The organism is uncultured Thioclava sp. (assembly GCF_913064665.1).
GTDB classification, from domain to species: domain Bacteria; phylum Pseudomonadota; class Alphaproteobacteria; order Rhodobacterales; family Rhodobacteraceae; genus Thioclava; species Thioclava arctica.
In genome coordinates this window covers 11,049-34,515 of sequence record NZ_CAJYBT010000023.1, presented here as the reverse complement: position 1 = coordinate 34,515, position 23,467 = coordinate 11,049, and the positions used below count along the sequence as shown (strand labels likewise).

At 61.5% G+C, this 23,467-nt stretch carries 23 protein-coding genes; 13 read left to right on the top strand and 10 right to left on the bottom strand.

Annotated features, from left to right (window positions below):
* Positions 1-198 precede the first annotated feature (198 nt).
* From QZ571_RS11170 to QZ571_RS11160, 3 genes are all read left to right on the top strand, one after another.
* Positions 199-510, top strand: coding sequence for an ETC complex I subunit (locus QZ571_RS11170; protein ID WP_295534577.1), 312 nt, complete (start codon positions 199-201; stop codon positions 508-510).
* Positions 413-1,522, top strand: coding sequence for an MYG1 family protein (locus QZ571_RS11165; protein ID WP_366929953.1), 1,110 nt, complete (start codon positions 413-415; stop codon positions 1,520-1,522). Before QZ571_RS11170 ends, QZ571_RS11165 begins: the two co-directional genes overlap by 98 nt.
* 148 nt (positions 1,523-1,670) lie before the next feature.
* Positions 1,671-3,605: a DEAD/DEAH box helicase gene (locus QZ571_RS11160; RefSeq protein ID WP_295534573.1), complete on the top strand. Its 1,935-nt coding sequence runs from the start codon at positions 1,671-1,673 to the stop codon at positions 3,603-3,605.
* 43 nt (positions 3,606-3,648) lie between these two features.
* Here the strand turns inward: QZ571_RS11160 and QZ571_RS11155 are convergent, their stop codons facing one another.
* The 3 genes from QZ571_RS11155 to QZ571_RS11145 are packed head-to-tail and all read right to left on the bottom strand — an operon-like array spanning position 3,649 to position 6,531.
* Complete coding sequence (locus tag QZ571_RS11155; protein ID WP_295534571.1) at positions 3,649-4,593, bottom strand: phosphoadenosine phosphosulfate reductase; 945 nt, start codon at positions 4,591-4,593, stop codon at positions 3,649-3,651.
* On the bottom strand, positions 4,586-5,587 hold the full coding sequence (locus tag QZ571_RS11150) for a formylglycine-generating enzyme family protein (protein WP_295534569.1): 1,002 nt from the start codon (positions 5,585-5,587) through the stop codon (positions 4,586-4,588). The genes QZ571_RS11155 and QZ571_RS11150 overlap by 8 nt, the downstream gene beginning before the upstream one ends.
* Positions 5,584-6,531: an alpha/beta fold hydrolase gene (locus tag QZ571_RS11145; protein WP_295534566.1), complete on the bottom strand. Its 948-nt coding sequence runs from the start codon at positions 6,529-6,531 to the stop codon at positions 5,584-5,586. The genes QZ571_RS11150 and QZ571_RS11145 overlap by 4 nt, the downstream gene beginning before the upstream one ends.
* Before the next feature lie 161 nt (positions 6,532-6,692).
* Here QZ571_RS11145 and QZ571_RS11140 point away from each other — a divergent pair, with 161 nt between their 5' ends.
* The 4 genes from QZ571_RS11140 to QZ571_RS11125 all read left to right on the top strand — a co-directional run bounded on the left by QZ571_RS11140 (position 6,693) and on the right by QZ571_RS11125 (position 12,930).
* Positions 6,693-8,981, top strand: coding sequence for a hypothetical protein (locus tag QZ571_RS11140; protein WP_295534563.1), 2,289 nt, complete (start codon positions 6,693-6,695; stop codon positions 8,979-8,981).
* Complete coding sequence (locus QZ571_RS11135; protein ID WP_295534560.1) at positions 8,978-11,119, top strand: sulfatase-like hydrolase/transferase; 2,142 nt, start codon at positions 8,978-8,980, stop codon at positions 11,117-11,119. The genes QZ571_RS11140 and QZ571_RS11135 overlap by 4 nt, the downstream gene beginning before the upstream one ends.
* A 12-nt stretch (positions 11,120-11,131) precedes the next feature.
* Complete coding sequence (locus QZ571_RS11130; protein ID WP_295534556.1) at positions 11,132-11,878, top strand: hypothetical protein; 747 nt, start codon at positions 11,132-11,134, stop codon at positions 11,876-11,878.
* Between the two features lie 200 nt (positions 11,879-12,078).
* Positions 12,079-12,930 carry a hypothetical protein gene (locus QZ571_RS11125; protein ID WP_295534553.1) on the top strand — a complete coding sequence of 284 codons (852 nt, stop codon included), beginning with the start codon at positions 12,079-12,081 and terminating at the stop codon, positions 12,928-12,930.
* Between the two features lie 45 nt (positions 12,931-12,975).
* Here QZ571_RS11125 and QZ571_RS11120 read toward each other — a convergent pair whose 3' ends face one another.
* The 7 genes from QZ571_RS11120 to QZ571_RS11090 form a co-directional block, all read right to left on the bottom strand.
* On the bottom strand, positions 12,976-13,653 hold the full coding sequence (locus QZ571_RS11120) for a type 1 glutamine amidotransferase domain-containing protein (protein ID WP_295534550.1): 678 nt from the start codon (positions 13,651-13,653) through the stop codon (positions 12,976-12,978).
* A gap of 11 nt (positions 13,654-13,664) precedes the next feature.
* Complete coding sequence (locus QZ571_RS11115; RefSeq protein ID WP_295534548.1) at positions 13,665-14,699, bottom strand: NADP-dependent oxidoreductase; 1,035 nt, start codon at positions 14,697-14,699, stop codon at positions 13,665-13,667.
* An 11-nt stretch (positions 14,700-14,710) separates the two neighbouring features.
* On the bottom strand, positions 14,711-15,868 hold the full coding sequence (locus QZ571_RS11110; RefSeq protein ID WP_295534545.1) for an iron-containing alcohol dehydrogenase: 1,158 nt from the start codon (positions 15,866-15,868) through the stop codon (positions 14,711-14,713).
* Between the two features lie 215 nt (positions 15,869-16,083).
* On the bottom strand, positions 16,084-16,674 hold the full coding sequence (locus QZ571_RS11105; protein ID WP_295534542.1) for a TetR/AcrR family transcriptional regulator: 591 nt from the start codon (positions 16,672-16,674) through the stop codon (positions 16,084-16,086).
* A 127-nt stretch (positions 16,675-16,801) separates the two neighbouring features.
* Entirely contained in the window at positions 16,802-17,479 is a 678-nt protein-coding gene (locus tag QZ571_RS11100) for an ABC transporter ATP-binding protein (protein ID WP_295534539.1), read from the bottom strand.
* A complete protein-coding gene (locus tag QZ571_RS11095; RefSeq protein ID WP_295534536.1) occupies positions 17,476-18,681 on the bottom strand; it encodes an ABC transporter permease in 1,206 nt (401 codons plus the stop codon). The genes QZ571_RS11100 and QZ571_RS11095 overlap by 4 nt, the downstream gene beginning before the upstream one ends.
* The gene (locus QZ571_RS11090; RefSeq protein WP_295534533.1) at positions 18,681-19,775 is read right to left on the bottom strand and encodes an efflux RND transporter periplasmic adaptor subunit; all 1,095 of its coding nucleotides are present in this window, start codon (positions 19,773-19,775) and stop codon (positions 18,681-18,683) included. The genes QZ571_RS11095 and QZ571_RS11090 overlap by 1 nt, the downstream gene beginning before the upstream one ends.
* A 283-nt stretch (positions 19,776-20,058) precedes the next feature.
* Here QZ571_RS11090 and atpD point away from each other — a divergent pair, with 283 nt between their 5' ends.
* Genes atpD through QZ571_RS11060 form a run of 6 tightly spaced genes read left to right on the top strand, consistent with a single transcriptional unit; the run spans position 20,059 to position 23,464 of the window.
* Positions 20,059-21,531 (top strand): F0F1 ATP synthase subunit beta, encoded by a 1,473-nt coding sequence (gene atpD / locus QZ571_RS11085; RefSeq protein WP_295534530.1) that lies wholly within the window; start codon positions 20,059-20,061, stop codon positions 21,529-21,531.
* A complete protein-coding gene (locus QZ571_RS11080) occupies positions 21,528-21,938 on the top strand; it encodes a F0F1 ATP synthase subunit epsilon (protein WP_295534525.1) in 411 nt (136 codons plus the stop codon). Before atpD ends, QZ571_RS11080 begins: the two co-directional genes overlap by 4 nt.
* Positions 21,935-22,228, top strand: a complete 294-nt coding sequence (locus tag QZ571_RS11075) for an AtpZ/AtpI family protein (RefSeq protein WP_295534522.1) — start codon at positions 21,935-21,937, stop codon at positions 22,226-22,228. The genes QZ571_RS11080 and QZ571_RS11075 overlap by 4 nt, the downstream gene beginning before the upstream one ends.
* Positions 22,225-22,515 carry an ATP synthase subunit I gene (locus tag QZ571_RS11070; protein ID WP_295534519.1) on the top strand — a complete coding sequence of 97 codons (291 nt, stop codon included), beginning with the start codon at positions 22,225-22,227 and terminating at the stop codon, positions 22,513-22,515. The genes QZ571_RS11075 and QZ571_RS11070 overlap by 4 nt, the downstream gene beginning before the upstream one ends.
* Positions 22,512-23,219: a F0F1 ATP synthase subunit A gene (locus QZ571_RS11065; protein WP_295534517.1), complete on the top strand. Its 708-nt coding sequence runs from the start codon at positions 22,512-22,514 to the stop codon at positions 23,217-23,219. The genes QZ571_RS11070 and QZ571_RS11065 overlap by 4 nt, the downstream gene beginning before the upstream one ends.
* Complete coding sequence (locus QZ571_RS11060; protein ID WP_295534515.1) at positions 23,219-23,464, top strand: F0F1 ATP synthase subunit C; 246 nt, start codon at positions 23,219-23,221, stop codon at positions 23,462-23,464. Before QZ571_RS11065 ends, QZ571_RS11060 begins: the two co-directional genes overlap by 1 nt.
* Positions 23,465-23,467: the final 3 nt, after the last annotated feature.

The following is a 23,467-nucleotide window of genomic DNA, read 5'->3' as shown; positions in this document are numbered from 1 at the left end:
GTTCGCATTATGTTCAGGCAAGCAGCATAGATCTGTCGGCCGACGCATCACCCCACCCCTCGCTCCCCAAGTCGGCCGACAGACACCCTTCTGCTTTGAAATACCCGGTTCCGATCCGGGGTTGGCCTGCGATCCGGGGCTTGCGATTTCGCTTGGATGCACTAAGACGGTGGGAAAGCATCGCACAGGAGTTTGCCCATGCGCGCACGCATTTATCAGCCCGCCCGCAACGCCATGCAATCGGGCATTGGCAAGACCAAAAAATGGGTTCTCGATTATGTGCCCGTTGACTCGCGTGAGATTGACCCTCTGATGGGCTGGACCTCGTCGGATGACACGCAATCACAGGTGCGCTTGCGCTTTGAGACCCGTGAGGCGGCGGAAGATTACGCCAAGGAGAACGGTCTCGACTATGTCGTCACCGAACCCCATGGACGCGCCGCCAATATCCGCCCGCGTGGCTATGGCGAGAATTTCGCCTCGGATCGCCGCGCGAACTGGACGCATTGAACGCACCACGCTTCTTGCGATATCGCCAAACTTTCAACGCTTTCAAGGGCGGCCCAGCGGTCGCCCCTTTCCTTTGAGGCCGCCTATGACCATCTCCCATCTTGTGACCCATTCCGGCGGCTTTCATGCGGATGAACTTTTGTCCTCGGTCGTTCTGACGCGGCTTTTCCCGAAGGCTGAGATCGTGCGCAGTCGCGACGTGGCGTGGATCACACCTGCGAAAGATCGCATTATCTATGATGTGGGCGGTCAGTTTGATGCCGCATTGCAGATTTTCGACCATCATCAGCGCCCCAATCCGCTGCGCGAAGACGGCCAGCCCTATAGCTCGTTCGGCCTGATCTGGGCGCAATATGGTCAGGACTATTTGCGCGCGATGGATGTGCCCGAGCGCGATATTGAGGCGACCCACGCCTCGTTTGATCGCGGCTTCGTACTGCCGGTCGATCTGCTTGATAATGGTGCTGTGAATGCGGCTGAGGCGGGGCCACTCTTTGCGGGACTGACGCTGCCGGTGCTGCTGGAAAGCCTTAAACCGGTGTTTGATGATCGTGAGGAGGGTGCGGATGATCGCGCCTTTAGCGCTGCGCTGTCGGTGGCGCGTGCCTTCGTCGAGGCCCAGATCAAGCGCAAAGCCGCTAAATTCCGCGCTGAGTCGATGGTCATGGCGGCAATCGACGCCGCCGGGGCAGGGCGCATTCTGGAATTGCCGATGGGCATGCCGTTTCGCTCTGGCGTGGAGCAGGCGGGGGCCGATCATCTGCTGTTCGTGGTCCATCCGCGCGGCACCGATTGGGCGCTGGGCACGATCCGCACGGGCGAAGACACGTTTGTCACCCGCGCCGACCTGCCCGCCGCATGGGCGGGACTGACGGACGCAGCGCTTGAGGCTGCCAGTGGCGTAAGCGGTGCGAAGTTCTGCCATAATGGCCGTTTCATCGCGGTGGCAAACAGCCGTGACGCGATTGTGCAAATGGCGGAACTGGCGGTTCAAGAGGCCTTGGCGCAGTAAAATTGGCGTAAAAAACCGCCGAGTTTGCCATTGTGCGGCGAATTGGCTGTATACATTTGCGCCTGCAGCCTATATTGGACCTGATCTTGCGCGGCTTCGGCGGTGCATCTGACGCGCCCTTGCCGCAATTCCACGGACCCCACCTATCATGATCTCTCCCCTTACCGAAGCGCTCGCCGAGCGTGGCTATGACAAATTGACCCCTGTGCAGGAAGCGGTGACTGACCCCGCTCTGACGCAGTCTGACCTGCTGGTTTCGGCGCAGACCGGATCGGGGAAAACCGTGGGCTTTGGCCTTGCGATTGCGCCCACCTTGATGGGCGATGAGATGCGGATGGGGCCGGCGGCGTTGCCGTTGGCGCTGGTCGTCGCTCCGACGCGCGAGCTGGCCTTTCAGGTCATGCGCGAGCTGAGTTGGCTTTACGCCAAGACCGGTGCGCGGGTGACCTCCTGCGTTGGCGGCATGGATATGCGCGACGAACGCCGTGCGCTGGAGCGTGGCGCCCATATCGTCGTGGGCACGCCGGGCCGTCTGAGCGATCACATCCGTCGTGGCTCGCTTGATCTGAGCGATGCGCGGGCTGTGGTGCTGGATGAGGCCGACGAGATGCTGGATCTGGGCTTTCGCGAGGATCTGGAATTCATCCTTGCCGATGCCCCGGAAGAACGTCGCACGCTGCTGTTTTCTGCGACCGTCTCGCCGCCGATTGCCAAGCTGGCCGAAAAATTCCAGCGCAACGCCAAGCGCATCAACACGCTGGGCGGCGCAAGTCAGCACGCCGATATTGCCTATCAGGCGATCCGCGTCGGCCCGACCGATAGCGAACATGCGATCATCAATCTGCTGCGCTATCACGACGGAGAAAGCGCGATTGTTTTCGCCAATACCCGTGCGGCGGTGAACCATTTGACGGCGCGTTTGGGCAACCGGGGCTTGGCCGTGGTGACCCTGTCGGGTGAACTAAGTCAGACCGAGCGCACCCATGCTTTGCAGGCGATGCGCGACGGGCGTGCGCGTGTTTGTGTGGCCACCGATGTGGCTGCACGCGGGATCGATCTGCCGAATTTGAACCTCGTGATCCATGCCGATCTGCCGGTCAACACCGAAGGCTTGCTGCACCGTTCGGGCCGCACGGGCCGTGCAGGGCGCAAGGGGATTTCGGCGCTGATCGTGCCGCCGCGCGCGACCAAAAAAGCCGAGCGCCTGTTGCAATTTGCCAAGATCAAAGCCGAATGGACCACCGCGCCGCGCGCCGAAGATATTTTGCGCCGCGATGAGGATAATCTGTTGGCCGATCCGGCTTGGGATGCGGTGCCTTCTGCCGATCAGGCCGATTTCGCCGAGCGTTTGCTGGCTCAGCATTCGCCCATCGAGATCGCCGCCGCCTGTCTGCGCCTGTATCGCGCGCAGAAATGCGCCCCCGAAGAGCTGATGGCGCCCGATGCCAAGGCCCCGGCCCGCGATCGCAAGCCCTTTGGCCCGAGCACATGGTTTGCTCTGTCGGTCGGTCATGATGACCGTGCCGAGGCGCGCTGGCTGCTGCCGCTTTTGTGCCGCGCGGGCAATATCGAAAAGGACGGCATCGGCGCGATCCGCGTGCAGAAAACCGAGACCTTTGTCGAGCTGTCGCAAGCCTATGTGGCGGGTTTCAATGCGGCCCTTGGGTCGAATGGCGAACTGGAAGAGGGCGTGAAGGCGCGCCAGTTGGATGCGCCGCCGCAACTGGCCCCAGCAGGCCGGGGTGGCCCGCCGCAGGGCGGACGCAGTTTTGATGACTCCAATGCGCCGCGCAAACCGCGCACCGGCCCGAAGCCAAAATTCAACGCGCCCCGCGATGGGGACGCCGCGGGCAAGCCTGCGCGTGAAAAACGCGCGCCTTGGCAGCCCGAAACCGCGCCTGAACCGAAGTTCGACAAAGCTGCTGGCGGCGATCCGGCGGGCAAAGGCAAATTCGGCAAGCCGAAAGCGGCCAAGGGCAAACCCGATGGGAAACCAGCGGGCAAACCCAAGGCGAAATATAGCGCCAAGCCTAAGGGTAAGCCGTCAGGCCCGCGCAAGCCTCATCGTGGGGCCGCGAAATAAGCAGGCTCTCAACCGTTAATACTGAACGATCCTAGCGGGTCGTTCAGTTTTCGGGTGGGGCGTAGGGCGCCAGATCAAGCTGCTTGGCGATGGTGTTGACCTGACGCAGGAAATGCGGGCGTGCCTTGGGATATGAATTGTCCAGCACCGCACGCGCATAGTGATAAGTCAGCAAGGGGCGCTTTTTCGCGGTGATCTGCTGCAAGATCTGTTTTTGGTAAAGCGGCAGGTGGCGGCGCGCGCGCAACAACTTGTAGATACCGGCCTCATCCAGATCGTCCGTCACACAGCCTTGGGTGATCGGCTTGAGCGCGCCCATCAAATTCATCACCGACCCCATATTATGGCCGAAATGACGGCAGCGAATTCGGGTCACGTTGGGGCTGCGAAACAGCGCGGCATGCACCGCATCTTCGCGGCTGAGCGGGTCGTAGAATAACCACATTTTTTGGGCGGTACGCACCTCATTGGGGGCATAGCCATAGCGGCTGTTGAAATCGCGCCGCCATGCCAGCCGAAAGCGATTTTCCCAGCCCCCCGTGAGATCGCGATCCAGCGTCGCTTGTGGAGAGAGCGCGATCACTTTGGCACCGGGTGCGGCGGATGAAAACGCCGCCGCCGCATAGCCTGCCATTGATGCGCCGTAGAAAACCACCTGTTTGAAGCGGTCGAAAAACCGCTCGGCCTTGAGCTGGTCAAAGAAGTCATGCACCGCCTCGGCGCGATACCAAGTCCAGCCATGCGCGGCCACGCCAAGCGCCGACCAGCCCTGCGAATTGATGAATTTCACCCCCCAAGGCAGGCGATCCTCGACCTTCTGGCGGGCATCGTCGAGATTGTCGAAGGTGACCACAAGCGTGTCATCGCCTTTGACGAACAGCGCTTTGTGCTCGGGGTCGAGGGCGCGATAAAACCCATGCTCGTCACCGATCTCTTCGAGCTGGCTGGCCCAGGCAATCTGATGGGCGTTGAGAGTGGATTCAGTCATGCAAAAAACCTTCGTTGGCGGCAACGCGAAAGCCGATATGGCCGGTAGAGCTGTCGGGGGTGTTATGGGTGCGCGAATGTACGAAATAGCGCTCGCAATAGGAAGCGTGGCACAGATGAGAGCCGCCGCGCATCACCCGGCCGGGGCCAGAGGCGGCGCCTTTGGGGTCGCGCAAGGGCGGCATCCGGGCATGGGGTAGCGGGCCAAACCAGTCCGCGCACCACTCCCAAGTATTGCCCGTCATGTTGAATAACCCATAGCCATTTGGCGCGAAGGCGTTGGCGGGAGCAGTGCCGATATAGCCGTCAAGCGCGGTGTTCTCGCCGGGGAAATGCCCCTGCCAGACATTGTGACGATGCGCGCCCTCGGGCAGCATCTCATCGCCCCAAGGGAAGCGCGCGCGATCCAGCCCGCCGCGCGCGGCACATTCCCATTCGGCCTCGCTGGGCAGGCGAGTGGCGGTATGGGTGCAAAAGGCAACGGCATCGTCCCAGCTGACATGGGTTACGGGATGATCCCCGCGCGCCGCGATATCGGACTTTGGCCCGTCTGGGTGGCGCCAGTCGGCCCCGGGCACGGCGCGCCACCAAGGCGCTTCAATCGGGCCGCGCAAGCCTTTGCCCTGACCCGGTGCGAAAGTGTGAAACACGAAAGACCATCCCTCGCGCTCGGCCACGGTGACATAGCCGGTCTCGGCCACGAACTGGGCGAACAGATCATTGGTGACCGCTTGCGCGCCGATCACGAAGGGCGAAACCCGGACCTGACGCGCCGGGCCATCCAGATCCGCCGGGTAGCGCCCGTGATCGGTGCCCATTTCAAACAGCCCGCCGGGGATCGCGCGCATGCCTTGGGTGATTTGGGCGCGCAAATCAGCAGAGGCAGCCTGTGGGGCGATGGTTTGAGGCGCAACGCTTTTGGGCTGCGACCGGGCGTTGGACTGCGTACGTGCGGTGCCACCGCAGCAGCCCGTGTGTTGCTGCGTCTCGCTCATGATTTGATCAGCCGTATTGCGCGCGGCCCAAGGGCGGCAAGCGCCTCGCTGCGCGCCTTCACAAAGACCGGGCCCCGGCGTTCACGCATCACCGCATCCGCCCAGCGCACCACCCAAGCATGGCGGCCTTTCTTTTGCAGATAGCTGAGAACCGCGCGTTTATAGGCCAGCGAGCTGTGTCGGTTGCGCATCAGTTGCGCAATGCTTTCGCGCGTCGCACGTCCCTCGATACAGGAGGAAACGATGGGTTTCAAAATGCCCATATCGCGCCAGACCGACAGCATCCCATGCCCCATGAACGGGCATTTGATCTTTTCGATTTGCGCGCCGCTGAACAGGGCGACATGGGCGGCGTCCCCGGCGATGCGGCTGTCATAAAACAGCCAGACCTTCTTGGCATTGGCGACCATGTCGGGCGCAAAGCCATAGCGCCCCGAGAAATTGCGATGCCAGACCGGGCGAAAGCGATGCTCCCAAGCGGCATCTTCACGCGCCAATGTGGATTGCGGGTTGATCGCCACCACGGTCGCACCGGGCACGGCGGCTGAGAAGGCGCAGGCCGCATAGCCCCCCATCGAGGTGCCATAAAACACTACGCGTTTGAATTTCTTGAAGAAGCCTTGCGCCTGCAATCGGTCGAAGTAATCCAGCACCGCATCGTCGCGATACCAGGTTGGGCCATGCGCCATGAAGCCCAGCGATGACCAGCCCTGCGAGGAGATGAAATCCACTGCCCAAGGCAAGCGATCTGTCTTTTGGCGCACGTCATCAAGGTTATCAAACACCACCACAAGCGTTTTGGCTGCCGCGCCCTCTGCCGGGATGAAGATCGCCTTGTGCATGTCCCCGACGTCTTCGAAAAAGCCCTTTTCGCGGGCAGCTGCCAAAAGTGTCTCGCGCCAAGCCTCTGCCCGGTTTTGTTTTTCGGTCTCTGCTGCGGTCATTCTGGGCCTTAAGGCTAAGCGTTTGTTTTGAACCTCATACAGCGGTCAAACTAACACTATAAGTCGGTTATGTAATTCCGAAATCGTGGCAAAATAATTGCCTAGAGTCGCAAAAAATGCCAGACCTCAATCGGCAGCAGCAAAAACAAGAGGCTCAGTGAATGGCCGACGATTTCGAGGAAGACAGCGTCCCCGATGCGACCCCCTCGCAGGATGGTGCCCCCGACGCCGAGCGGGATCTTCTACCGGAATGGTATCGCGAAATTTTTCCAGCCGGACCGCGCGACGGGTTTTACGAAAAGCTTGGCGCTCATGCGCTTATTCATATCGCGCGCGCGCCTGATTGTCTGGTTGTCACCTTTGATAATCTCTCGGATGCGGGCTATCCGGGCTATGATATCCGCCCCTGGGCCGAAAAATTCATCCGCGAGCAGGGCTGGAGCCATCTGGGCATCGTCGCTCAGGGTCCGACTTGGTATCGCGATGCGCAGTTGATTGCGCGGATGGAAGCGTTGCGCGATGCGGGATTTTTCGCGCGCTATTCCCGCGTTGTCATGGCCGGGGCGTCGATGGGGGGCTTTGGCGCGCTGGCCTTTGCCGATCTGGCGCCGGGCTGTGATGTGATCGCCTTCAGCCCGCAATCGACGCTCAACGCTGATCTTGTCCCGTGGGAGCGCCGTTTTGACAAGGGGCGCGCGCAGGATTGGAGCTTGCCGCGCTCGGATAGTGCGCTAACCGTGGGGCAGGCGGGGCGTGTCTGGGTGGTCTATGATCCGTTCTTGAAACCCGATCTGGACCAGATCGCACGACTTCCTCAAGACAAGACCGTGCATCTCAAGGCCTTTGGGCAGGGTCATAAAACCGCGCTGGTGTTGCGCCGGATGGATCTGCTGAAATCGGTGATGCTTGAGGCGGTCGAGGGGCGTCTGACCCCGCAGTGGTTTTACAAAGCCACGCGGGCGCGCAAGGACATTTATCTCTATCGCAAGGTGATGGAAGAGCATCTGGTGGCGCGCGGCAAAGCCCATCGTGTCGAGCGGATGGTGCAGGCGTTTCGCGCCCGCCGCCAAAGCCAAGCGGCGCAAGCGCCCCAGCCCGCCACCGAACCCCCGCCACCCGAACCTGACCGCCCCCGAGAGAGTACCCCCTTGCGCCTGAGTGACGCGCAACGACGCGCAGCGCCCATCGCGTCGGCCTCCCTCGGGTCGGGGCGCAAGCCGCGCACGTTGGGCAATGTCTGGCAGTTGGAACAGCATGGCGAGAGCCTGCGCTACCTGTCAGATCAATATGGCGATCGGGTCATGGGGTTTGAGGAACGCGCGGGCGTCACGCTGGCGCAAACCCCGCAAGTGGCGCTGGGCATGGTGTCGTTTGGGGGCGCAACCGCGATCCCGCGCCCCTTGCCCGAACGCTTTAACTATCACCTGCGTGATGAGTTGCTGGGTCAGGATATCGCACCGTTCGGGGCCGAGGCGCAGGGCGTTTGTGCGCTGAGCATGGCGCGCAATATGCGCCATGCCTTGCGCAGCGTGATTGCGTTTTCGCATGGCCAACCGGGCATCGTGGCTGCGGAATCCGCGCCGGGGTCAGATTTGATCCATGCGCTGATGGATCGCATCACGACCGCGCGCGATACGCTGTTGGATTGGGGCAAGATCCTGTTTGTTGATCGCATCTCGCTTGATCTGCTGACGGGCAGTCCCGATCTGTCGGAACTGGAGGCCGCGCGCCACTATCTTGCGGCGATCACCGCGCTCAAACGCGAAGTTGCGCTGGCGGCGGGTCAAGACAGCCTGCCCATCGCGGTGATCTCGCAAAAGCCGGGCGGGCGCTGGGATGGGCGCTCAGAGGTGATCTTGGCCGAGGGGCGGCTGGATATTCACGAGCCCGCTCTGGGCCTGCGGGTCGCCACGCCGACCTACATGCTGCGTTTCATGCCCGAGACCGCCGCGACGCTGGCCCCGCAAGACCGCCTTTGGGTCGATGAAATGGAGGCGCTGGCGGTGGATGCGGCGCTGAACGGACAGCCGTGGTTCTGCCCGTCGCTGCGGCAGGTCTTTATGCAAGGCTCTGAGCTGGTTGCGGAATTTGCAACGATGGGGCCGCTGGAATTTGACTCAAGCATGCCTGCGGGGCGTCACGGTTTTGCTTTGCACGGCTGTGAAAATGCGGTGAAGATCACCGGGCTGCGTCTGGACGCACCACGTTCCGGAAGCCAGCGGGTGATCTTGACGCTTGATGGCCTGCGCGAAGGGGGCGCGCCGACGCTGAGCTATGCTTGGGGGGCCACGCGCCGCAACGCGCAAGACGAAGCGCCAGCAAATCACGGTGCACTGCGCGAGCGCTGGCATCGCGACAGCCTGTTGCAGCCCGGGCGCAGCCTGCATCGCTATGCGCTGTCTGGACGGCTGCCGATCATGCCCAGCGATCTGTCGGAGGCCGCCGCGTGACTCAACTCGAGCGCCCCAATATCTTGCTGATCAGCATGGATGATGCTTTCGCGTTCTGGCGCTTTCGCAACGCCTTTGGGGTGCAGTTGCAAACCCCCAATCTCGACCGGATCTGCGCCCGCGCAACTGCCTTTCACGCCGCCTATTGTCAGGTGCCGGTCTGTGGCCCGTCGCGATCCAGCTTTCTGTCGGGGCTGGCTCCGCATCAGACCGGCATCTTTGACAATTACAGCGAAATTTTCGAGATGCTGCGCCCCGATCAGATGTGGTCTTACCGGCTGAAAGAGGCGGGGTATTACTGCTCGACGGCGGGCAAGGTGCATCACGGCTATCGTCCGCGCCCGCCCGAAATTCACGACGCGCTGTATTCCCATGAAAGCCGCAAATGCTATTTCGGCCCGAAATCAGGGGCGCCTGCGCAGAATTTTGGGGGCGCGCTGGTGGGGCTGGGCACCACCGATCCCAAGGATGACCGCAAATATTACGATCACTTCTCGTCCGAAGATGCGCTGAGATTCTTGTCCAGCTATGACGGGGAGGCGCCCTTTTATCGCGAGGTCGGGTTTCACAACCCCCATCCGCCCTTCAAGACACCCGCGCGTTTCAAGGAAATGTATGCCGAGGAAGACTTTGTCATGCCGCCCGAATGGCGTGATGGCAAAGACCCTGATGCTTTTGCCGATCAGGCGTTTCCGGCCAATCTGGATCTGTCCAACGACAAGTTTTGGCGCAAGACGGTGCGCAATTACTTCTCGGGCTATAGCCATGCCGATTGGCATGTCGGGCGGGTCTGGGACGCGTTGCAGGCCTCAAAGCATGCCAAGAACACGATCGTCATCATTACCGCTGATCATGGCTATCACATGGGCGATAAGGGGCGATTTCGCAAATATACCCTGTGGGAAGAAGCGGCTGGCGTGCCGCTGATCATCTATGATCCTTCCCAAGATGAGGGTCGTGTCGTTGAGGATCCGGTGGCGCTGCTGGATGTCGGTCAGACGGTGCTGGATTATGTCGGGCTGGAGGCGATGCAGTGCAGTCCGGGGCGCTCTCTGCGGGCGCAGGTTGAGGGGGTATCCGCGCCCGAGCGAGCCGTTCCCACCTTCTGGTTCGGCTCGGCTGCAATCCGACAGGGCGATTATCGCTACATCGCCTATCAAGATGGTAGCGAGCAGCTTTTCGATTTGAAATCCGACCCTTGGCAGTTGCGCGATATCGCGCCCAATCACCCCGAGCGCGCCAATCTGCGCCGCGCCCTTGCCGCGAGTGCGGCGGAATATGGCATGAGCCTGTGTGACGGTGAGAACTGCCGCCCCGGCCCCTCGCTGTATGTGTCGATCACCGAAGGGGGGGCGCAGCCTGCCACGCCGCCGACTTTGGGTCAGATCGCCTTTGAGCCGCCCGATCCCGACATGCCCGATTTTCCCGGCTATCGGCGCTATTTCCTGCGGCCGCGTCAGAACATGACGGTCAAGATGCCCAATGCCTATCGTGAGCTGTTTTATGCAGGCGATATCGGTGACGGGGCCGACAGCCTGCACGTGCATTGCAACGATCTGGGCACGCATCTGGACTTTATGGGCGGGCATAAGCGGTTCCACCTGACCGTTTATGGCGGGCGCGGCGATGACCGTATCGAGACCGCGCAGGAAACCATGACGGTCTTTCTTCAGGCGGGCGATAACGTCATTGATGCAGGCTTTAGCGATACCACGATCTATGGTGGTTCGGGCTATGATGTCATCGATTGTCAGCGCGCCGAAAACGACGTCTATGGCGGCACGGGCGATGCGCTGATCCGCTGTGGCACGGGGCGCGACACGGTGCACACGGGCGATGGCACCAACCAGATTTTCGGCGGCAAAGGCGCAGCCGAGATCATCGTCAACGGCGGCTGCAACCGCATCGAGATTGACTCCGATGGCACGGTGTCGCTGCGGCTTTTGCGCACCGGTTTGCCCCAAGAGGTGATCGGTTTCACCGGCGGGGCGGTCGATATTTCGGATTGGCAGGTTTTGGGCGAAACCCGCCTGATCACGCAAGGCGAAGACGCGTTGATCATGTGTGGAACCGAGCGCGTTCGCTTTGTTCAGACGGATGAGGCTGTGTTGCGGCACGCGCTTGGCCACGCGCTGTGAAAGGAGGAAAGGATGCTGTTCTCGGATCCGCCAGACGCACCGCTGACCACCTTTAAGATTTATGGTGAGCGCTGTTCTGGTACTAATTTTGTTGAAACCCTGATCACCTCGAATTTTCCGAAATTCAGGCGGGGGCGGCGCTATAATTGGGAAAAGCATAACTTTGTGAACCCGCCCTACGCGCTGGATGGCACCTTGGCGGTGGTCGTGGTGCGCGATGTGTTTGACTGGCTCAAAAGCCTGCATCGCAGCCCCCATCAGGTTGGCTATTGGTATCGCGATGTCGATTTCTCGGGTTTTTTGCGCCATGAATGGTCGGGCGTTATCAATGGCGCATTGCTCCCCAACCAGCAAAATCTGCCGGTGCGCTTTCAAGAGCTGATGTATGAGCGTCATCCCGTAACCGGGGCCCCGATCGAGAATGTGGTCGAGCTGCGCAATCTGAAGCTGGCCAGCCAGTTGAAGGTGCGCAACCTGTATCGCAACTGGATGTTCGTACGCTTTGAGGAGGCGCGCGCCAATCCCGAGGCCATCGTCGATCAGATCGCCAAGCATTTTCGGCGCAGAAAAGCGCGTATGTTCCGCCCCGTCGACAAAGATGTGTCGAATTTCTCACTGCCCGGCGATGTCGAGGGCAAGGGGCGGCTGCGCGGCTATGCCGAGCTTATGCCGGAGGACCGCCAATTCGTGCTGGATCGACTCAATATGGAGAATGAGCGCCTGATTGGATATCGCTATGCGCTTGATGATGCGGCCTGAGCCTTTGCGGCTGACGCGCGTTAGGGGGCGGCTGCGAAGATGTTGAAAAAGAAGCACGCTTATAGTGTTCCGCGCGGCAGTGCTGGACTGGTCTGACATTCCGGCTATGCTCGGGGCGGCGCGCGCGGGGTTGACCTTTTTCAGCTCTGCGCCGCGCAGAAATTGAACCATAATCAAGACCCAAAATCATTGAGGCGCCCATGTCCAAATTGCCCACTATCGCCAGCTTGTGGATCGGGGATCGCCTGTCTTGGCTTGAACAGCTTAGTCTTAAATCCTTTGTTGATGCCGGGCATGAGACGCTGCTGTATTGCTATAATCTGATCCCGAATGCGCCTGCGGGCGTGACGCTGCGCGATGCGCGCGACATCTTCCCCGGCGATGACATCATCCGTCACAAGCGCACCGGCAGCCCGGCCATTCATGCCGATCTGTGGCGCATGCATTTGATGCAAAAGACAGATTTCATCTGGGTGGATGCGGATGTCTTATGTGTGCGCGCCTTTGATTTCGCGCAGCCCTCGGTGTTTGGTCTCGAAAAGCCGCATCTGGTGTGCAATGCGGTGATGCGTCTGCCCAACGAGTCAGAGACGCTTAAGGGATTACTGGATTTCGTGGCCGATCCTTATGCGATTGGTCCGTGGCTGAAATCCGAGCAACAAGACGAGTTGCGCGCCGCGCGCGATCGCGGCGAGCCGGTGCATTTTTCCGAGCAGGAATGGGGGCTGACCGGACCGGCGGCGCTGACCTATTTTCTGAAGGAAACCGGGGAATGGTCGCAGGCATTGCCGCAACAGGCGTTTTATCCGATCTCGTTCAAAGACCGCAACAAGATGATCATGTCGCGCTTTGATGTTGAGGCAGATTTTCTGACCGACGACACCTATGCGGTGCATATGTGGGCGCGCCGGATGAAGCCGCGTCTGCAAGAAGCCGAGAATAACCGTCCGCGCCGGGGCAGCTATATGCACAAGGCCTTGATCAAGCACGGGATTGACCCGGCTGAGGCGCCGATCCCGCCCAAACACAAACCCGCAGACACCGCCCTCTGAGAGAGGTGGCCGGGCTGAGGGTTGCCCCAGCCCGACCTGTCGATATCAGCCGAGCAATTCAAGAATTTGCTTGGCAGCGGCAGCGGAGGAGGCCGGGTTTTGCCCCGTCACCAGCTTGCCATCGCGCAGAACGAAACTTGTCCAATCCGCACCCTTTTCGTAGGTGCCGCCATTGGATTTGAGCATGTCTTCCACGAGGAACGGCACGATCTTGGTCAGGCCCACGGCTTCTTCTTCGGTATTGGTAAAGCCCGTGACGCGCTTGCCCGAAACCAGTGGCTTGCCATCTTGCCCAAGCGTATGGCGGAACACGGCAGGCGCATGACAGACCGCACCGATGGGCTGATCTGCGGCGGCGAAGGCCTCGATCAGGCGCTTGCTGTCGCCGTTCTCGGACAGATCCCACAACGGGCCATGCCCGCCGGGATAGAAGATCGCGTCGAACCCTTCTGCCGTCACATCCGCCAGCTTGAGCGTGTTGGCGAGATGTTTTTGCGCCTCGGGATCGGCCTTGAAGCGGCGCGTGTCGTCGGTCTGTGCGTCCTCCGCATCGCTTGACGGATCAAGCGGCGGCTGCCCTCCCTTGGGCGAGGCCAGCGTGATCTCGGCCCCGGCATCCTTGAAAACGTAATAGGGGGCTGCGAATTCTTCCAGCCAGAACCCGGTTTTCTTGCCGGTATCGCCCAACTGGTCGTGTGATGTGAGTACCATCAGGATTTTCATAGTGTGTCCTTTCAGTTCTGGCCGACGCGGATCACGCGCTTGCCAAAGTTTTCGCCCTTGAGCAGGCCGATAAAGGCCTTGGGCGCCTTCTCGAGACCGTCGATGATCTCTTCGCGATATTTGATCTTGCCGGCTTCGACCCAAGCGCCCATCTCGGCGGCGAATTCCGGGTAGAGATGTCCGAAATCGTCAAAGATGATAAAGCCCTGCACCTTGATCTTCTTGCGCAGGATTTGCCCCATCAGCCAGTTCATCCGATCCGGGCCTTCGGGCAGCGCGGTCGCGTTATATTGCGAGACAAGGCCGCAAACCGGCATGCGCGCATTGGGGTTCAGCAGCGGGATCACCGCGTCCAGAACCTTGCCGCCGACATTCTCGAAATAAACATCGATGCCATCGGGGCTGGCCTTGGCGAGCTGGTCTGCAAAATCGGCGGCCTTGTGATCGATGCAGGCGTCAAAGCCCAGCTCATTGACCGCATAGGCACATTTTTCTGCGCCCCCCGCGATGCCGACCACGCGACAACCAAGGATCTTGCCGATCTGGCCCACCGTCGCCCCGACCGGCCCAGTTGCTGCGGCCACGGCAATCGTCTCGCCCGCTTTGGGTTCGCCGATCCGGGTCAGCCCCGCCCAGGCGGTAAAGCCAGGCATGCCCATAATGCCAAGCGCCCAAGACGGATGGGCGGGCGATTTGCCCAAGTTGGTCACGCCCTTGCCATCCGAGAGCGCGTAATCTTGCCAGCCATTGAAGCTGAGCACGAAATCCCCGGCCTCAAAGCCTTTGACATCCGAGGACACGACCTGCGCCACCGTGCCGCCCACCATGACGCCACCGATCTCAACCGGGGCGGCGTAAGAGGGCGCATCGCTCATCCGGCCCCGCATATAGGGGTCGAGCGAGAGATATTCGGTGCGCAGCAGTATCTGGCCCTTGCCGGGGGTGGGTATCTCCCCCTCAACAAGGTGCAGCGTGTCTGCGGTGGGTTCGCCTTTGGGGCGCTCGGCCAGAACATGCTGGCGGTTGATTTTATTGCTTTGTGTCATCTCAGTTTCCTTCATGCAGCGGCTTGCAGGATGCGGCGGGCATCCTCGGGGGTGATGGCGCTGTGTTCGCCAAGCGCGGTCATGCCGTGATCCTTGAGCGCCGCGACGATGTGATCGATTTCGGGGCTGGCGAGGTTGTAATCGCCGAGCCGGGTTTTGATGCCCATCGACTCAAAGAAGTCGCGCGTCGCCTTGATGGCCGCGTCGATCCGCGCATCCTCATCGCCCTCGCGGATGTCCCAGACATTGGCGCCGTATTGCAGCAGTTTCTCGCGTTTCGGGCCGCGCTGGTCATGCATCAGCGCGGGCAGAACCACGGCCAGCGTGCGCGCGTGGTCGGTATCGTTGAGCGCGGTGATTTCGTGGCCGATCATGTGGCTCGACCAGTCTTGGGGCACACCCGCGCCGATCAAACCGTTCAGCGCCAGCGTCGCGGTCCACATCAGATTGGCGCGAATGTCGTAATCTTCAGGCGTTTCCAACGCCTTCGGGCCGAGGTCAATCAGCGTGCGCAGCAGGGTTTCGGCAAACCCGTCCTGTACGCGCGCGTCGGCCGGATAGGTCAGATATTGCTCGATGATGTGCACGTAGGCATCCGCGACGCCGTTGGCGATCTGGCGCGGGGGCAGCGTGTAGGTGAGTTCGGGGTCAAGGATTGAGAAGACCGGGTAGCAATGGGGGCTGCGGAACGGCAATTTCGCGCCCTTCTCGGCATGGGTAATCACCGAGCCAGAGTTCATCTCGGAGGCTGTCGCGGGCAGCGTCAGCACGGTGCCAAAGGGCAAAGCGGCTTTGATGACCGCGCCGCCAGAGGTCAGGATATCCCAAGCGTCGCCGTCATATTTCGCCGCAGCCGCGATGAATTTCGTGGCATCAATGACCGAGCCACCGCCGACCGCCAGCAAGAAGGTTACGTCATTCTTTTCGATTAGTTCGACAGCCTTGATTGCGGTTGCGAAACGCGGATTGGGTTCGATCCCGCCAAATTCCACCAGTTCGTGACCTGACAGCGCATTACGCACTTGGCCCAAGACCCCGGTGCGTTCGGCACTGCCGCCGCCATATAAAATCATGATTTTCGCGCCGCTCGGGACTTGATTGGCCAGATCGGCAATCCGGCCTTTGCCAAACAGGATATGGGTCGGGTTGTGGAAATCAAAGTTGTTCATGTCGCAGTTTCCTTCAAGTTTGATGGGCATAGGCAAACCGGGGTATTTGCCTGCAATATGGGATGACAGCGGGTCTCTTCCTGCGCTTTGAGCGGGTTCAGTTGCGAGGGACAACACCGCAAGACCGGCAAAGGTCCACAGATAACCCTTTCGTGAATAGACCGGTCGGCTAGTCAATGGCTTCGGGGTGAGTGGCGCGGGTCAGCGCTTGCGTTTCAAGGCGGTGGGATCAGCGCCTGCGTCGCGCGCATCGCCGCTTTGAACGGCGCATCTTCATGCGAGATGCTCGCCACAAGGCTGGCGCCGAGCCATTGGTGATAGATCAACTCCGCCATCGCCTCGGGGTTGTCCAGCGCGGCGATCGACCCTTCGGCTATGCCTTGGCGCAGGGTATCCGCCAAGGCGGCGATGATCTCATTCACGCCGCTTTGCAAGATCGTGCTCATATCGACCGAAAGGTCCGCAACCTCTGCGGAAAGCCTTACAACAAGGCAGCGATCTTCAGGCACGGCGCTGATTTGTTTGCGATGCCATTCGGCAAAATAGGCAAGGAACCGGCTGCGGGCATCCAAGGTCGGATGCGCCAAAGTCGCACTCAGTTTGTCGCGATACTCTGTGACGAACTCGGTCAGTAGGGCGCAGCCATAGGCCTCTTTCGAGGGGAAGTAGTGATAGAACGAGCCTTTGGGGACGCCCGCTTCTTTGAGCAGCTCTGACAGCCCGACGCCGCTATAGCCCCACCGTGCGGTGAGACCCCGGCCAACGCTCAGGATGTGGCTGCGTGTATCTTGTCTATTCTCTTTCATACCCCCGAGATAGTCTGAATAGACCAGTCGTCTAGGGTGGGGTCGATATTTTTTCAAAACGTCGCAATGATGGTCCTCGATCGCGCTGTATAACGTCTGTCGCCAGTCCATCGGGCAGGGCCATCCGCTAGCCCGTAACCAGCCCATCCGCGACCACGATCTGGCGCTGACAGGCGGCGGCGATCTTTTCGTCATGGGTCGAGATCAGAAAGGTCGTGCCTTCGTCGCGGTTGATCTGTCCGATCAACTCCATCACCTGCAACGCCGAGGCACGATCCAGATTGCCCGTGGGCTCATCCGCCAACACCAGTTCAGGGCTGTTCATCAGCGCACGCGCCACCGCCACGCGCTGTTTCTGTCCGCCCGACAGGTTGGCGGTCGGGAAATCAATGCGATCAGCCAGCCCCATGCGCACCAGCAGGTCGCGCCCGCGTGCGCGTGCAGTCGCTGTTTCGCGCCCCTCGCGCACGGCGGTGGGGAAAATGACATTTTCCAGCGCCGTGAAATCGGGCAGCAGATTGTGGAACTGAAACACAAAGCCGATATGGCGGTTGCGAAAGACCGTCAGTTCACGGTCATCCGCGGCGATCAGGTCATGGCCCAGCATCTGATAGCGCCCTGATGTCGGCTTCATCAAAGTGCCAAGGATCGTGAGCAAGGTGCTTTTGCCAGACCCTGAGGGGCCAAGCAGCGCCGCCATTTCTCCGGTGCTCAGCCTCAGATTAAGGCCGCGCAGCACCCGCGTTGCGGTGTCGCCCGCCCCAAATGTCTTGACCAGCTCGCTGGTTTCAAGAAGCGCGCTCATTGCCCGATCGCCGTAACTGGATCGACCCGCGCGGCCGAGCGTGCGGGCAAGATCGAGGCGAGGATCGCGCCGATCACGGTCAGCGTAATCGCCAGCCCGTAAGAACCCTGCGTGATATCAAGCGGCAAGGTGCCCGGGCGAAACGCCTCGCGCGAGGGGAAGGGGAGCAGTGCGAGATAACCAAGGACCGCCCCCGTGACCCCGCCCAACAGTCCCACGAGCGCGCCTTGGGTGACGAAAACAAAGACGACAAAGCCACGCCCGGCCCCCATCGCGCGCATGATCCCGATCTCGGGGCGGCGGCGATAGGTTGACAGCAGCAGCGCCGAGGCCACCCCGATCACGATGGTCAGCAGCGCAAAGCCCTTGAGGAAATATCCGGTCTGGGCTTGCGCGTTCAGCGCCTCCATCAATTGCGCGGCCCCCTCGGTCCAAGACACGGCATCCAGCCCGGTCAGCGCCCGGATTCGCAGCGCGGTGGCATCGGCCGCGTTGAGATCATCGAGTTTGATCTCGATCCGCGTCACGCCTTGGGGCATCGCAAACAGGGTGCGCGCGCTAGAGAGGCTGACGAATGCGCGCGCCTGATCCATGCCGCGACTTCCGGTCTGATAAATGCCGCTCAGCGTTAGCACCATTGTGCTTCCGGTGGTGCTTTGCACCCGCACGCTTTGGCCCAATGACAGCGCCAGATCATCCGCCAGTTCGCGCCCCAGCACGATCAGCCCGGACCCTAGCCGCGCCGAGCCCTCGACCATATACCCATCCAGATCGAGGATCGCGGATTCACGCCCCGGCTCGACCCCGGTGATACTGACTTGGCTGACCTGTGCGCCCCGCGTCAGAAAGCCCGCGCCAGTGATCTGGGGCGAGACCGCCTTGACGCCGGGCACGGCAGCGATCAGAGGCAGCCAAGTCGCCGCCTCGGCCAGCGTGGCGGTGCGAATGCGTCCCGGTTCGGCGACAAATAGCACCTGTCCTTTTGGAGAGATCAGCAGGGCGGGATCGGCAGATTCGGCCTCGATCGTGATATGGGCCATGTCGCCTACGGTGCGCGCCAAGATGAATTCGGCGAGCCCGCCGATCAACGCCGACATGAAGATGAAGATGAACACGCCCACCGCAACGCCTGTGACCAGCAATGCCGTTTGCGCCAAGTTTGCCGTCAGGTAGCGCGCCGCGATTTTGAGGGCATATAGCATCAGGGTTGCTCTGCTTTCACGGCTTGGCCGTCCGTCACGCCCTGCGCGTCGGTGATGATCAAATCGCCCTCAGCCAGCCCCTGCGTCACGATCAAGCGGGCGGCGGGCCAGTCCACGATCTGGATCGGGCGCAGATGCGCGCTGCCATCGACGACCACAAATACCGAAGTCTCCGCCCCGTTCGTAACGAGGGCGCTGCGCGGCACGGTGAGGGCGGCGTCGCGTTGATCCACGATGATATTGGTGGCAACGGTCAGACCGACCGGTGCGGTGACGGGCGTGTCAAAGGCGATCTTGACGCCCAAGCCCCCCGTGGCGACATTCACCCGCGTCGAGACGTAGCTGACATGGCCCGTCCGGGTTGCGGTCTCGCCGACCAGTTGCAGCACGGCAGGCTGGTCGCGCGTGATTTGGCGGGCATAGGCCTCGTCGATATCGGTCTCAACGACAAGATCACGCAGATCCGCAAGACTGAGCAGAAGGGTTGTCGGATCAACGATTTGGCCCGGATCGACATTCAAAGTCACAACGCTGCCCGCGATTGGCGCGCGGATCGTGTGGTTTTGCAAGACGATCTGGGCCTGATCGAGCAGTGCGGTCATGCGCGCAACCTCTTGCTCGGCGGATTGCAGGGCGCGGGCCTCGTTTTCCAGCACGCTGCGCGCGACATTGGCGCCAAGGGCCTTCGAGCGTTCATAGGACACGCGCGCCTGCTCTTGCGCGACAAGGGCAGCATCGAGCCCCGCCATCGCTTGGCGGATCACGGCGTTTTGGGTCTTGCTGTCAATGCGCGCCAAGACCTGCCCGGCGGTGACGCTATCGCCCTCTTGCACCAGCAGCATTTCCAGCGTGCCGCCCACGATCGGGCGGATGTCGACAGAATGCACCGGGGCGATACGGCCATTGACGGCCAGCACACGCGTCACCGGCGCGCGCGTGATTGGCTCTACACTGACGACGGGCACGCGCGCGCCCCAAGGCTGCAGATAAGCCGCCCCAGCGATCACGAGGCTGACAAGCGCGAGCCCCGCCCAAAGCCAGCGCCGACTGCGTCTGGGGTTGGGGGGCACGCTGAGAGGGCGCAAGGCTGGCACGGCCGCATCCGGGGGGGCGCCGTGCGGGGCGGTGTCTGCTTTTAAGCGAGAGCGATCTGCATTTTCGACCACTTTGGCGGCACTCCTGATCTGCGAAACATCGTAACAGGCAGGGCAAAGGGCCCATACCGTCCGGTACCAGAATAGATCATGCCACATTCGGCGCGTTGATGTGGATCAGGATGGGCGCTATCATACTGATGCAAATCAAGTGCGCGCTTGGATTGCTGGAGTAGTCTCGGGCGAGCGCAGACACGAATCGTTCCAGAAAGGCGTCGCAGGCATGGTTGAAAAATGCGACCATCCCAACGCAAACACCTTGCCCGAGGGGCGTGTTCATGCGGTGCGCGGTGCTGTCGTGGATGTGGTCTTTGACACGGACGAACTGCCCGCGATCAACGCGGCGCTGATAGTCGAGTGGGATCGCGACACGCCGCTGATTCTAGAAGTTCACAGTCATCTTGATCTGCACAGCCTGCGCGCGGTGGCGTTTCAGTCCACTGCCGGGCTTGCGCGCGGTGTGGCTGTGCGCGCGACAGGCGGGCCGGTTAAGGTGCCCGTGGGGCAGGCGATCCTTGGGCGGCTTATTGATGTGGTGGGCCAGCCGCAGGATAACGGCCCCGCTTTGCCTGCGGACACGCCGCGTCGGTCCATTCATGCGCGCCCGCCGCTGTTGAAATCCCAGACCGGCAGCACCGATGTGTTTGAGACCGGTATCAAGGTGATCGATCTGCTGACGCCGATGGCGCAGGGCGGCAAGGCTGCGATGTTTGGCGGGGCAGGCGTTGGCAAGACCGTTCTGGTGATGGAGCTGATCCGCGCCATGGTCGAGAAATACGAGGGGATCTCGGTTTTTGCGGGCATCGGTGAGCGTTCGCGCGAGGGCCATGAATTGCTGACCGAGATGCGTGGCTCGGGTGTCTTGGAACGCACGGTGCTGGTCTATGGCCAGATGAACGAACCCCCCGGCGCGCGCTGGCGGGCGCCTTTGACCGCGCTGGCCGTGTCGGAATATTTCCGCGACCACAAGCATCGCAACGTGTTGCTTTTGATGGATAATGTGTTTCGCTTTGTGCAGGCGGGTGCGGAAGTGTCCAGCCTGCTGGGCCGTCTGCCGTCGCGGGTGGGCTATCAGCCGACTTTGGCCAGCGAGGTGGCGGGGCTGCAAGAACGCATCGCCTCGGTGGCGGGCTCGGCTGTGACGGCGATTCAAGCGGTTTATGTGCCTGCGGACGACTTCACTGACCCGGCCGTGACGACGATTTCCAGTCATATGGATTGCGTGATCGTGCTGTCGCGTGCGCAGGCCGCCGAGGGGTTCTATCCGGCGATTGACCCGCTTGGGTCGTCCTCGATGTTGCTGGATCCGTTGGTGGTGGGGCAGGCGCATTACGAGATCGCCGAGGCCGTGCGCCGGACCTTGGCGCGGTTTCGCGAGTTGAGCGATATCATCTCGCTTCTGGGCGTCGAGGAACTGGGTGCCGCTGACCGCCAGATCGTGAAGCGCGCGCGCCGCTTGCAGCGTTTCCTGACCCAGCCCTTCATGGTGACCGAGGCCTTCACCGGCACGCCGGGCGCGAGCGTCGCGCTGGCTGACACGCTGGCGGGTTGCCGCGCCATTCTGGACGGCGAAACCGACGATTGGTCGGAAGGCTCGCTATACATGGTGGGCACGATTGAGGATGCGCGGCGCAAAGAGGCCGGGGCACAGGCGACGCAACCCCCAAGGCCCGCGCAAGCCGAGGCGACGCCATGAGGGTGCGCATCGTCACCCCGCTTTCAGTCGTCGTCGATCAGGACATCGACAGCCTGCGCGCTGAGGATGCCAGCGGCAGCTTCGGCATTCTTCCCGGCCATGCGCCGTTCCTGAGCGCACTGGCGGTCTCGATTGTCAGTTGGCGCAAGGGCGAGACCGAGGGGTTCTGTGCCTTGCGCGGCGGGGTGCTGACCGTCTCGGGCGGGGACAGCATCGCCATCGCCACCCGCGAGGCGGTTATCGGCACCGATCTGGCCACGCTGGACCGCGAGGTTCTGGCCCGCTTTCGCGCCGATATCGACGTTGAGCGTACTGAACATGTCGAAGGGATGCGGCTGCAACTCAACGCGCTGCGCCACATGATCAGCCGCTTGCAGCCGCGCCCCGATGGCGGAGAATTCCGATGACCCCGCCCGATCAGAAAGACCCCGAAGACGACCCGCTCGTCATCGAGAGCCGCCGCCGTCGTGATCGCCGCGACCGCTGGCTGCGCGAGGGCGATCTGTCGGTGGGGCGACGTCTTGCGCAGATCGGGGTGCTGGGCTGGATTTTCGTAGTGCCGACATTGGCGGGGCTGTTCCTCGGGCGCTGGCTGGATGCGCATTTTGGAACGGGCATTTTCTGGAGCGCGCCTTGCATGGTGGTCGGGCTCTGCATCGGGTTCTGGACCGCTTGGAAATGGATGAATGCCAAATGAGTGAGTTGTCAGCCCTGCCCATGCCGATCCTGCTAAGCCTGAGTTTTCTCGCGGGTTTGGCGTTGGGCTATGGCTATTTCCGCGCGTTGCGCGTCACGGCGGATATGATCGTGCGCGGTTCCAGCGCGTGGCTGGCGCTGGCGCTGACGGTAGGGCGTCTGGCGTTACTGGGGGCGGGGTTTTATCTGGCGGTTCTGGCAGGCGGGCTGGCCTTGCTGGCGGCGCTGGGCGGCGTGCTGGTGGCCAAGACGCTGATGGTGCGCCAAGCTCGGAGGGCCGCGCCATGAACTCGCCGCTAGAATCCGCTGCCCTGTTTCAGATTGGCCCCGTTCCAATCACGCAAGCGATTGTGACGACTTGGGTGATTATGGCCGTGCTGGTCGTTGGGGCGTATCTGCTGACACGGCGGCTTTCGCTGCGCCCAAGTAAGCGACAGGTTGCGCTGGAGTTGTTGGTAGACACGCTTGATACGCAAATTCGCGAAACGAGCGGGGCGCAGCCCGCGCCCTATCGCGGCTTTATCGGCACGCTGTTTGTGTTCATCCTCGCAGCGAACTGGAGCTCGTTGATACCGGGGGTCGAGCCGCCCACGGCAAAGCTGGAAACCGATGCCGCGCTGGCGGTGCTCGTGTTTATCTCGGTGATCTGGTTTGGCGTGCGCGGCAATGGGGTGGGGGGCTATCTCAAATCCTTTGCCGCACCCAATCCGGTGATGATCCCGCTCAATATGCTGGCAAGCGTGACGCGGGTGTTTTCGATGTTCGTGCGCCTGTTTGGCAACGTCATGAGCGGGGTGTTCGTGATCGCTATCGTCGCCTCGCTGGCGGGGCTGTTGGTGCCGATCCCGCTGATGGCGCTCGATCTGCTGACCGGGCTGGTGCAGGCCTATATCTTTGCCGTGCTGGCGATGGTCTTCATCAGCTCCACGGTCGAGGATGGCGCGCACACCCCCGCCGACCTGGAAACCTCCGCTAAGAAAAAGGATAGCTGATGGATTATATTTCTATTACCAGTATCGTCTGCGCCGCGTTTGCCGTGTCGTTTGGCGCCATTGGTCCGGCATTGGCCGAGGGCCGCGCCGTGGCAGCCGCGATGGATGCGATTGCGCGTCAGCCCGAGGCGGCCAACACGATCTCGCGCACGCTTTTTGTCGGGCTTGCGATGATTGAAACGACAGCGATTTACTGTCTTGTGATCTCGTTGTTGCTGCTCTTTGCCAACCCGTTGCTGGCGTGATCG

Excerpts from the sequence above, each read along its gene's own strand:
- QZ571_RS11170 (WP_295534577.1), top strand. The coding sequence starts at position 199 with ATGCGCGCACGCATTTATCAGCCCGCCCGCAACGCCATGCAATCGGGC.
- QZ571_RS11165 (WP_366929953.1), top strand. The coding sequence starts at position 413 with ATGTCGTCACCGAACCCCATGGACGCGCCGCCAATATCCGCCCGCGTG.
- QZ571_RS11160 (WP_295534573.1), top strand. The coding sequence starts at position 1,671 with ATGATCTCTCCCCTTACCGAAGCGCTCGCCGAGCGTGGCTATGACAAA.
- QZ571_RS11155 (WP_295534571.1), bottom strand. The coding sequence starts at position 4,593 with ATGACTGAATCCACTCTCAACGCCCATCAGATTGCCTGGGCCAGCCAG.
- QZ571_RS11150 (WP_295534569.1), bottom strand. The coding sequence starts at position 5,587 with ATGAGCGAGACGCAGCAACACACGGGCTGCTGCGGTGGCACCGCACGT.
- QZ571_RS11145 (WP_295534566.1), bottom strand. The coding sequence starts at position 6,531 with ATGACCGCAGCAGAGACCGAAAAACAAAACCGGGCAGAGGCTTGGCGC.
- QZ571_RS11140 (WP_295534563.1), top strand. The coding sequence starts at position 6,693 with ATGGCCGACGATTTCGAGGAAGACAGCGTCCCCGATGCGACCCCCTCG.
- QZ571_RS11130 (WP_295534556.1), top strand. The coding sequence starts at position 11,132 with ATGCTGTTCTCGGATCCGCCAGACGCACCGCTGACCACCTTTAAGATT.
- QZ571_RS11125 (WP_295534553.1), top strand. The coding sequence starts at position 12,079 with ATGTCCAAATTGCCCACTATCGCCAGCTTGTGGATCGGGGATCGCCTG.
- QZ571_RS11120 (WP_295534550.1), bottom strand. The coding sequence starts at position 13,653 with ATGAAAATCCTGATGGTACTCACATCACACGACCAGTTGGGCGATACC.
- QZ571_RS11115 (WP_295534548.1), bottom strand. The coding sequence starts at position 14,699 with ATGACACAAAGCAATAAAATCAACCGCCAGCATGTTCTGGCCGAGCGC.
- QZ571_RS11110 (WP_295534545.1), bottom strand. The coding sequence starts at position 15,868 with ATGAACAACTTTGATTTCCACAACCCGACCCATATCCTGTTTGGCAAA.
- QZ571_RS11105 (WP_295534542.1), bottom strand. The coding sequence starts at position 16,674 with ATGAAAGAGAATAGACAAGATACACGCAGCCACATCCTGAGCGTTGGC.
- QZ571_RS11100 (WP_295534539.1), bottom strand. The coding sequence starts at position 17,479 with ATGAGCGCGCTTCTTGAAACCAGCGAGCTGGTCAAGACATTTGGGGCG.
- QZ571_RS11095 (WP_295534536.1), bottom strand. The coding sequence starts at position 18,681 with ATGCTATATGCCCTCAAAATCGCGGCGCGCTACCTGACGGCAAACTTG.
- atpD (WP_295534530.1), top strand. The coding sequence starts at position 20,059 with ATGGTTGAAAAATGCGACCATCCCAACGCAAACACCTTGCCCGAGGGG.
- QZ571_RS11080 (WP_295534525.1), top strand. The coding sequence starts at position 21,528 with ATGAGGGTGCGCATCGTCACCCCGCTTTCAGTCGTCGTCGATCAGGAC.
- QZ571_RS11075 (WP_295534522.1), top strand. The coding sequence starts at position 21,935 with ATGACCCCGCCCGATCAGAAAGACCCCGAAGACGACCCGCTCGTCATC.
- QZ571_RS11070 (WP_295534519.1), top strand. The coding sequence starts at position 22,225 with ATGAGTGAGTTGTCAGCCCTGCCCATGCCGATCCTGCTAAGCCTGAGT.
- QZ571_RS11065 (WP_295534517.1), top strand. The coding sequence starts at position 22,512 with ATGAACTCGCCGCTAGAATCCGCTGCCCTGTTTCAGATTGGCCCCGTT.
- QZ571_RS11060 (WP_295534515.1), top strand. The coding sequence starts at position 23,219 with ATGGATTATATTTCTATTACCAGTATCGTCTGCGCCGCGTTTGCCGTG.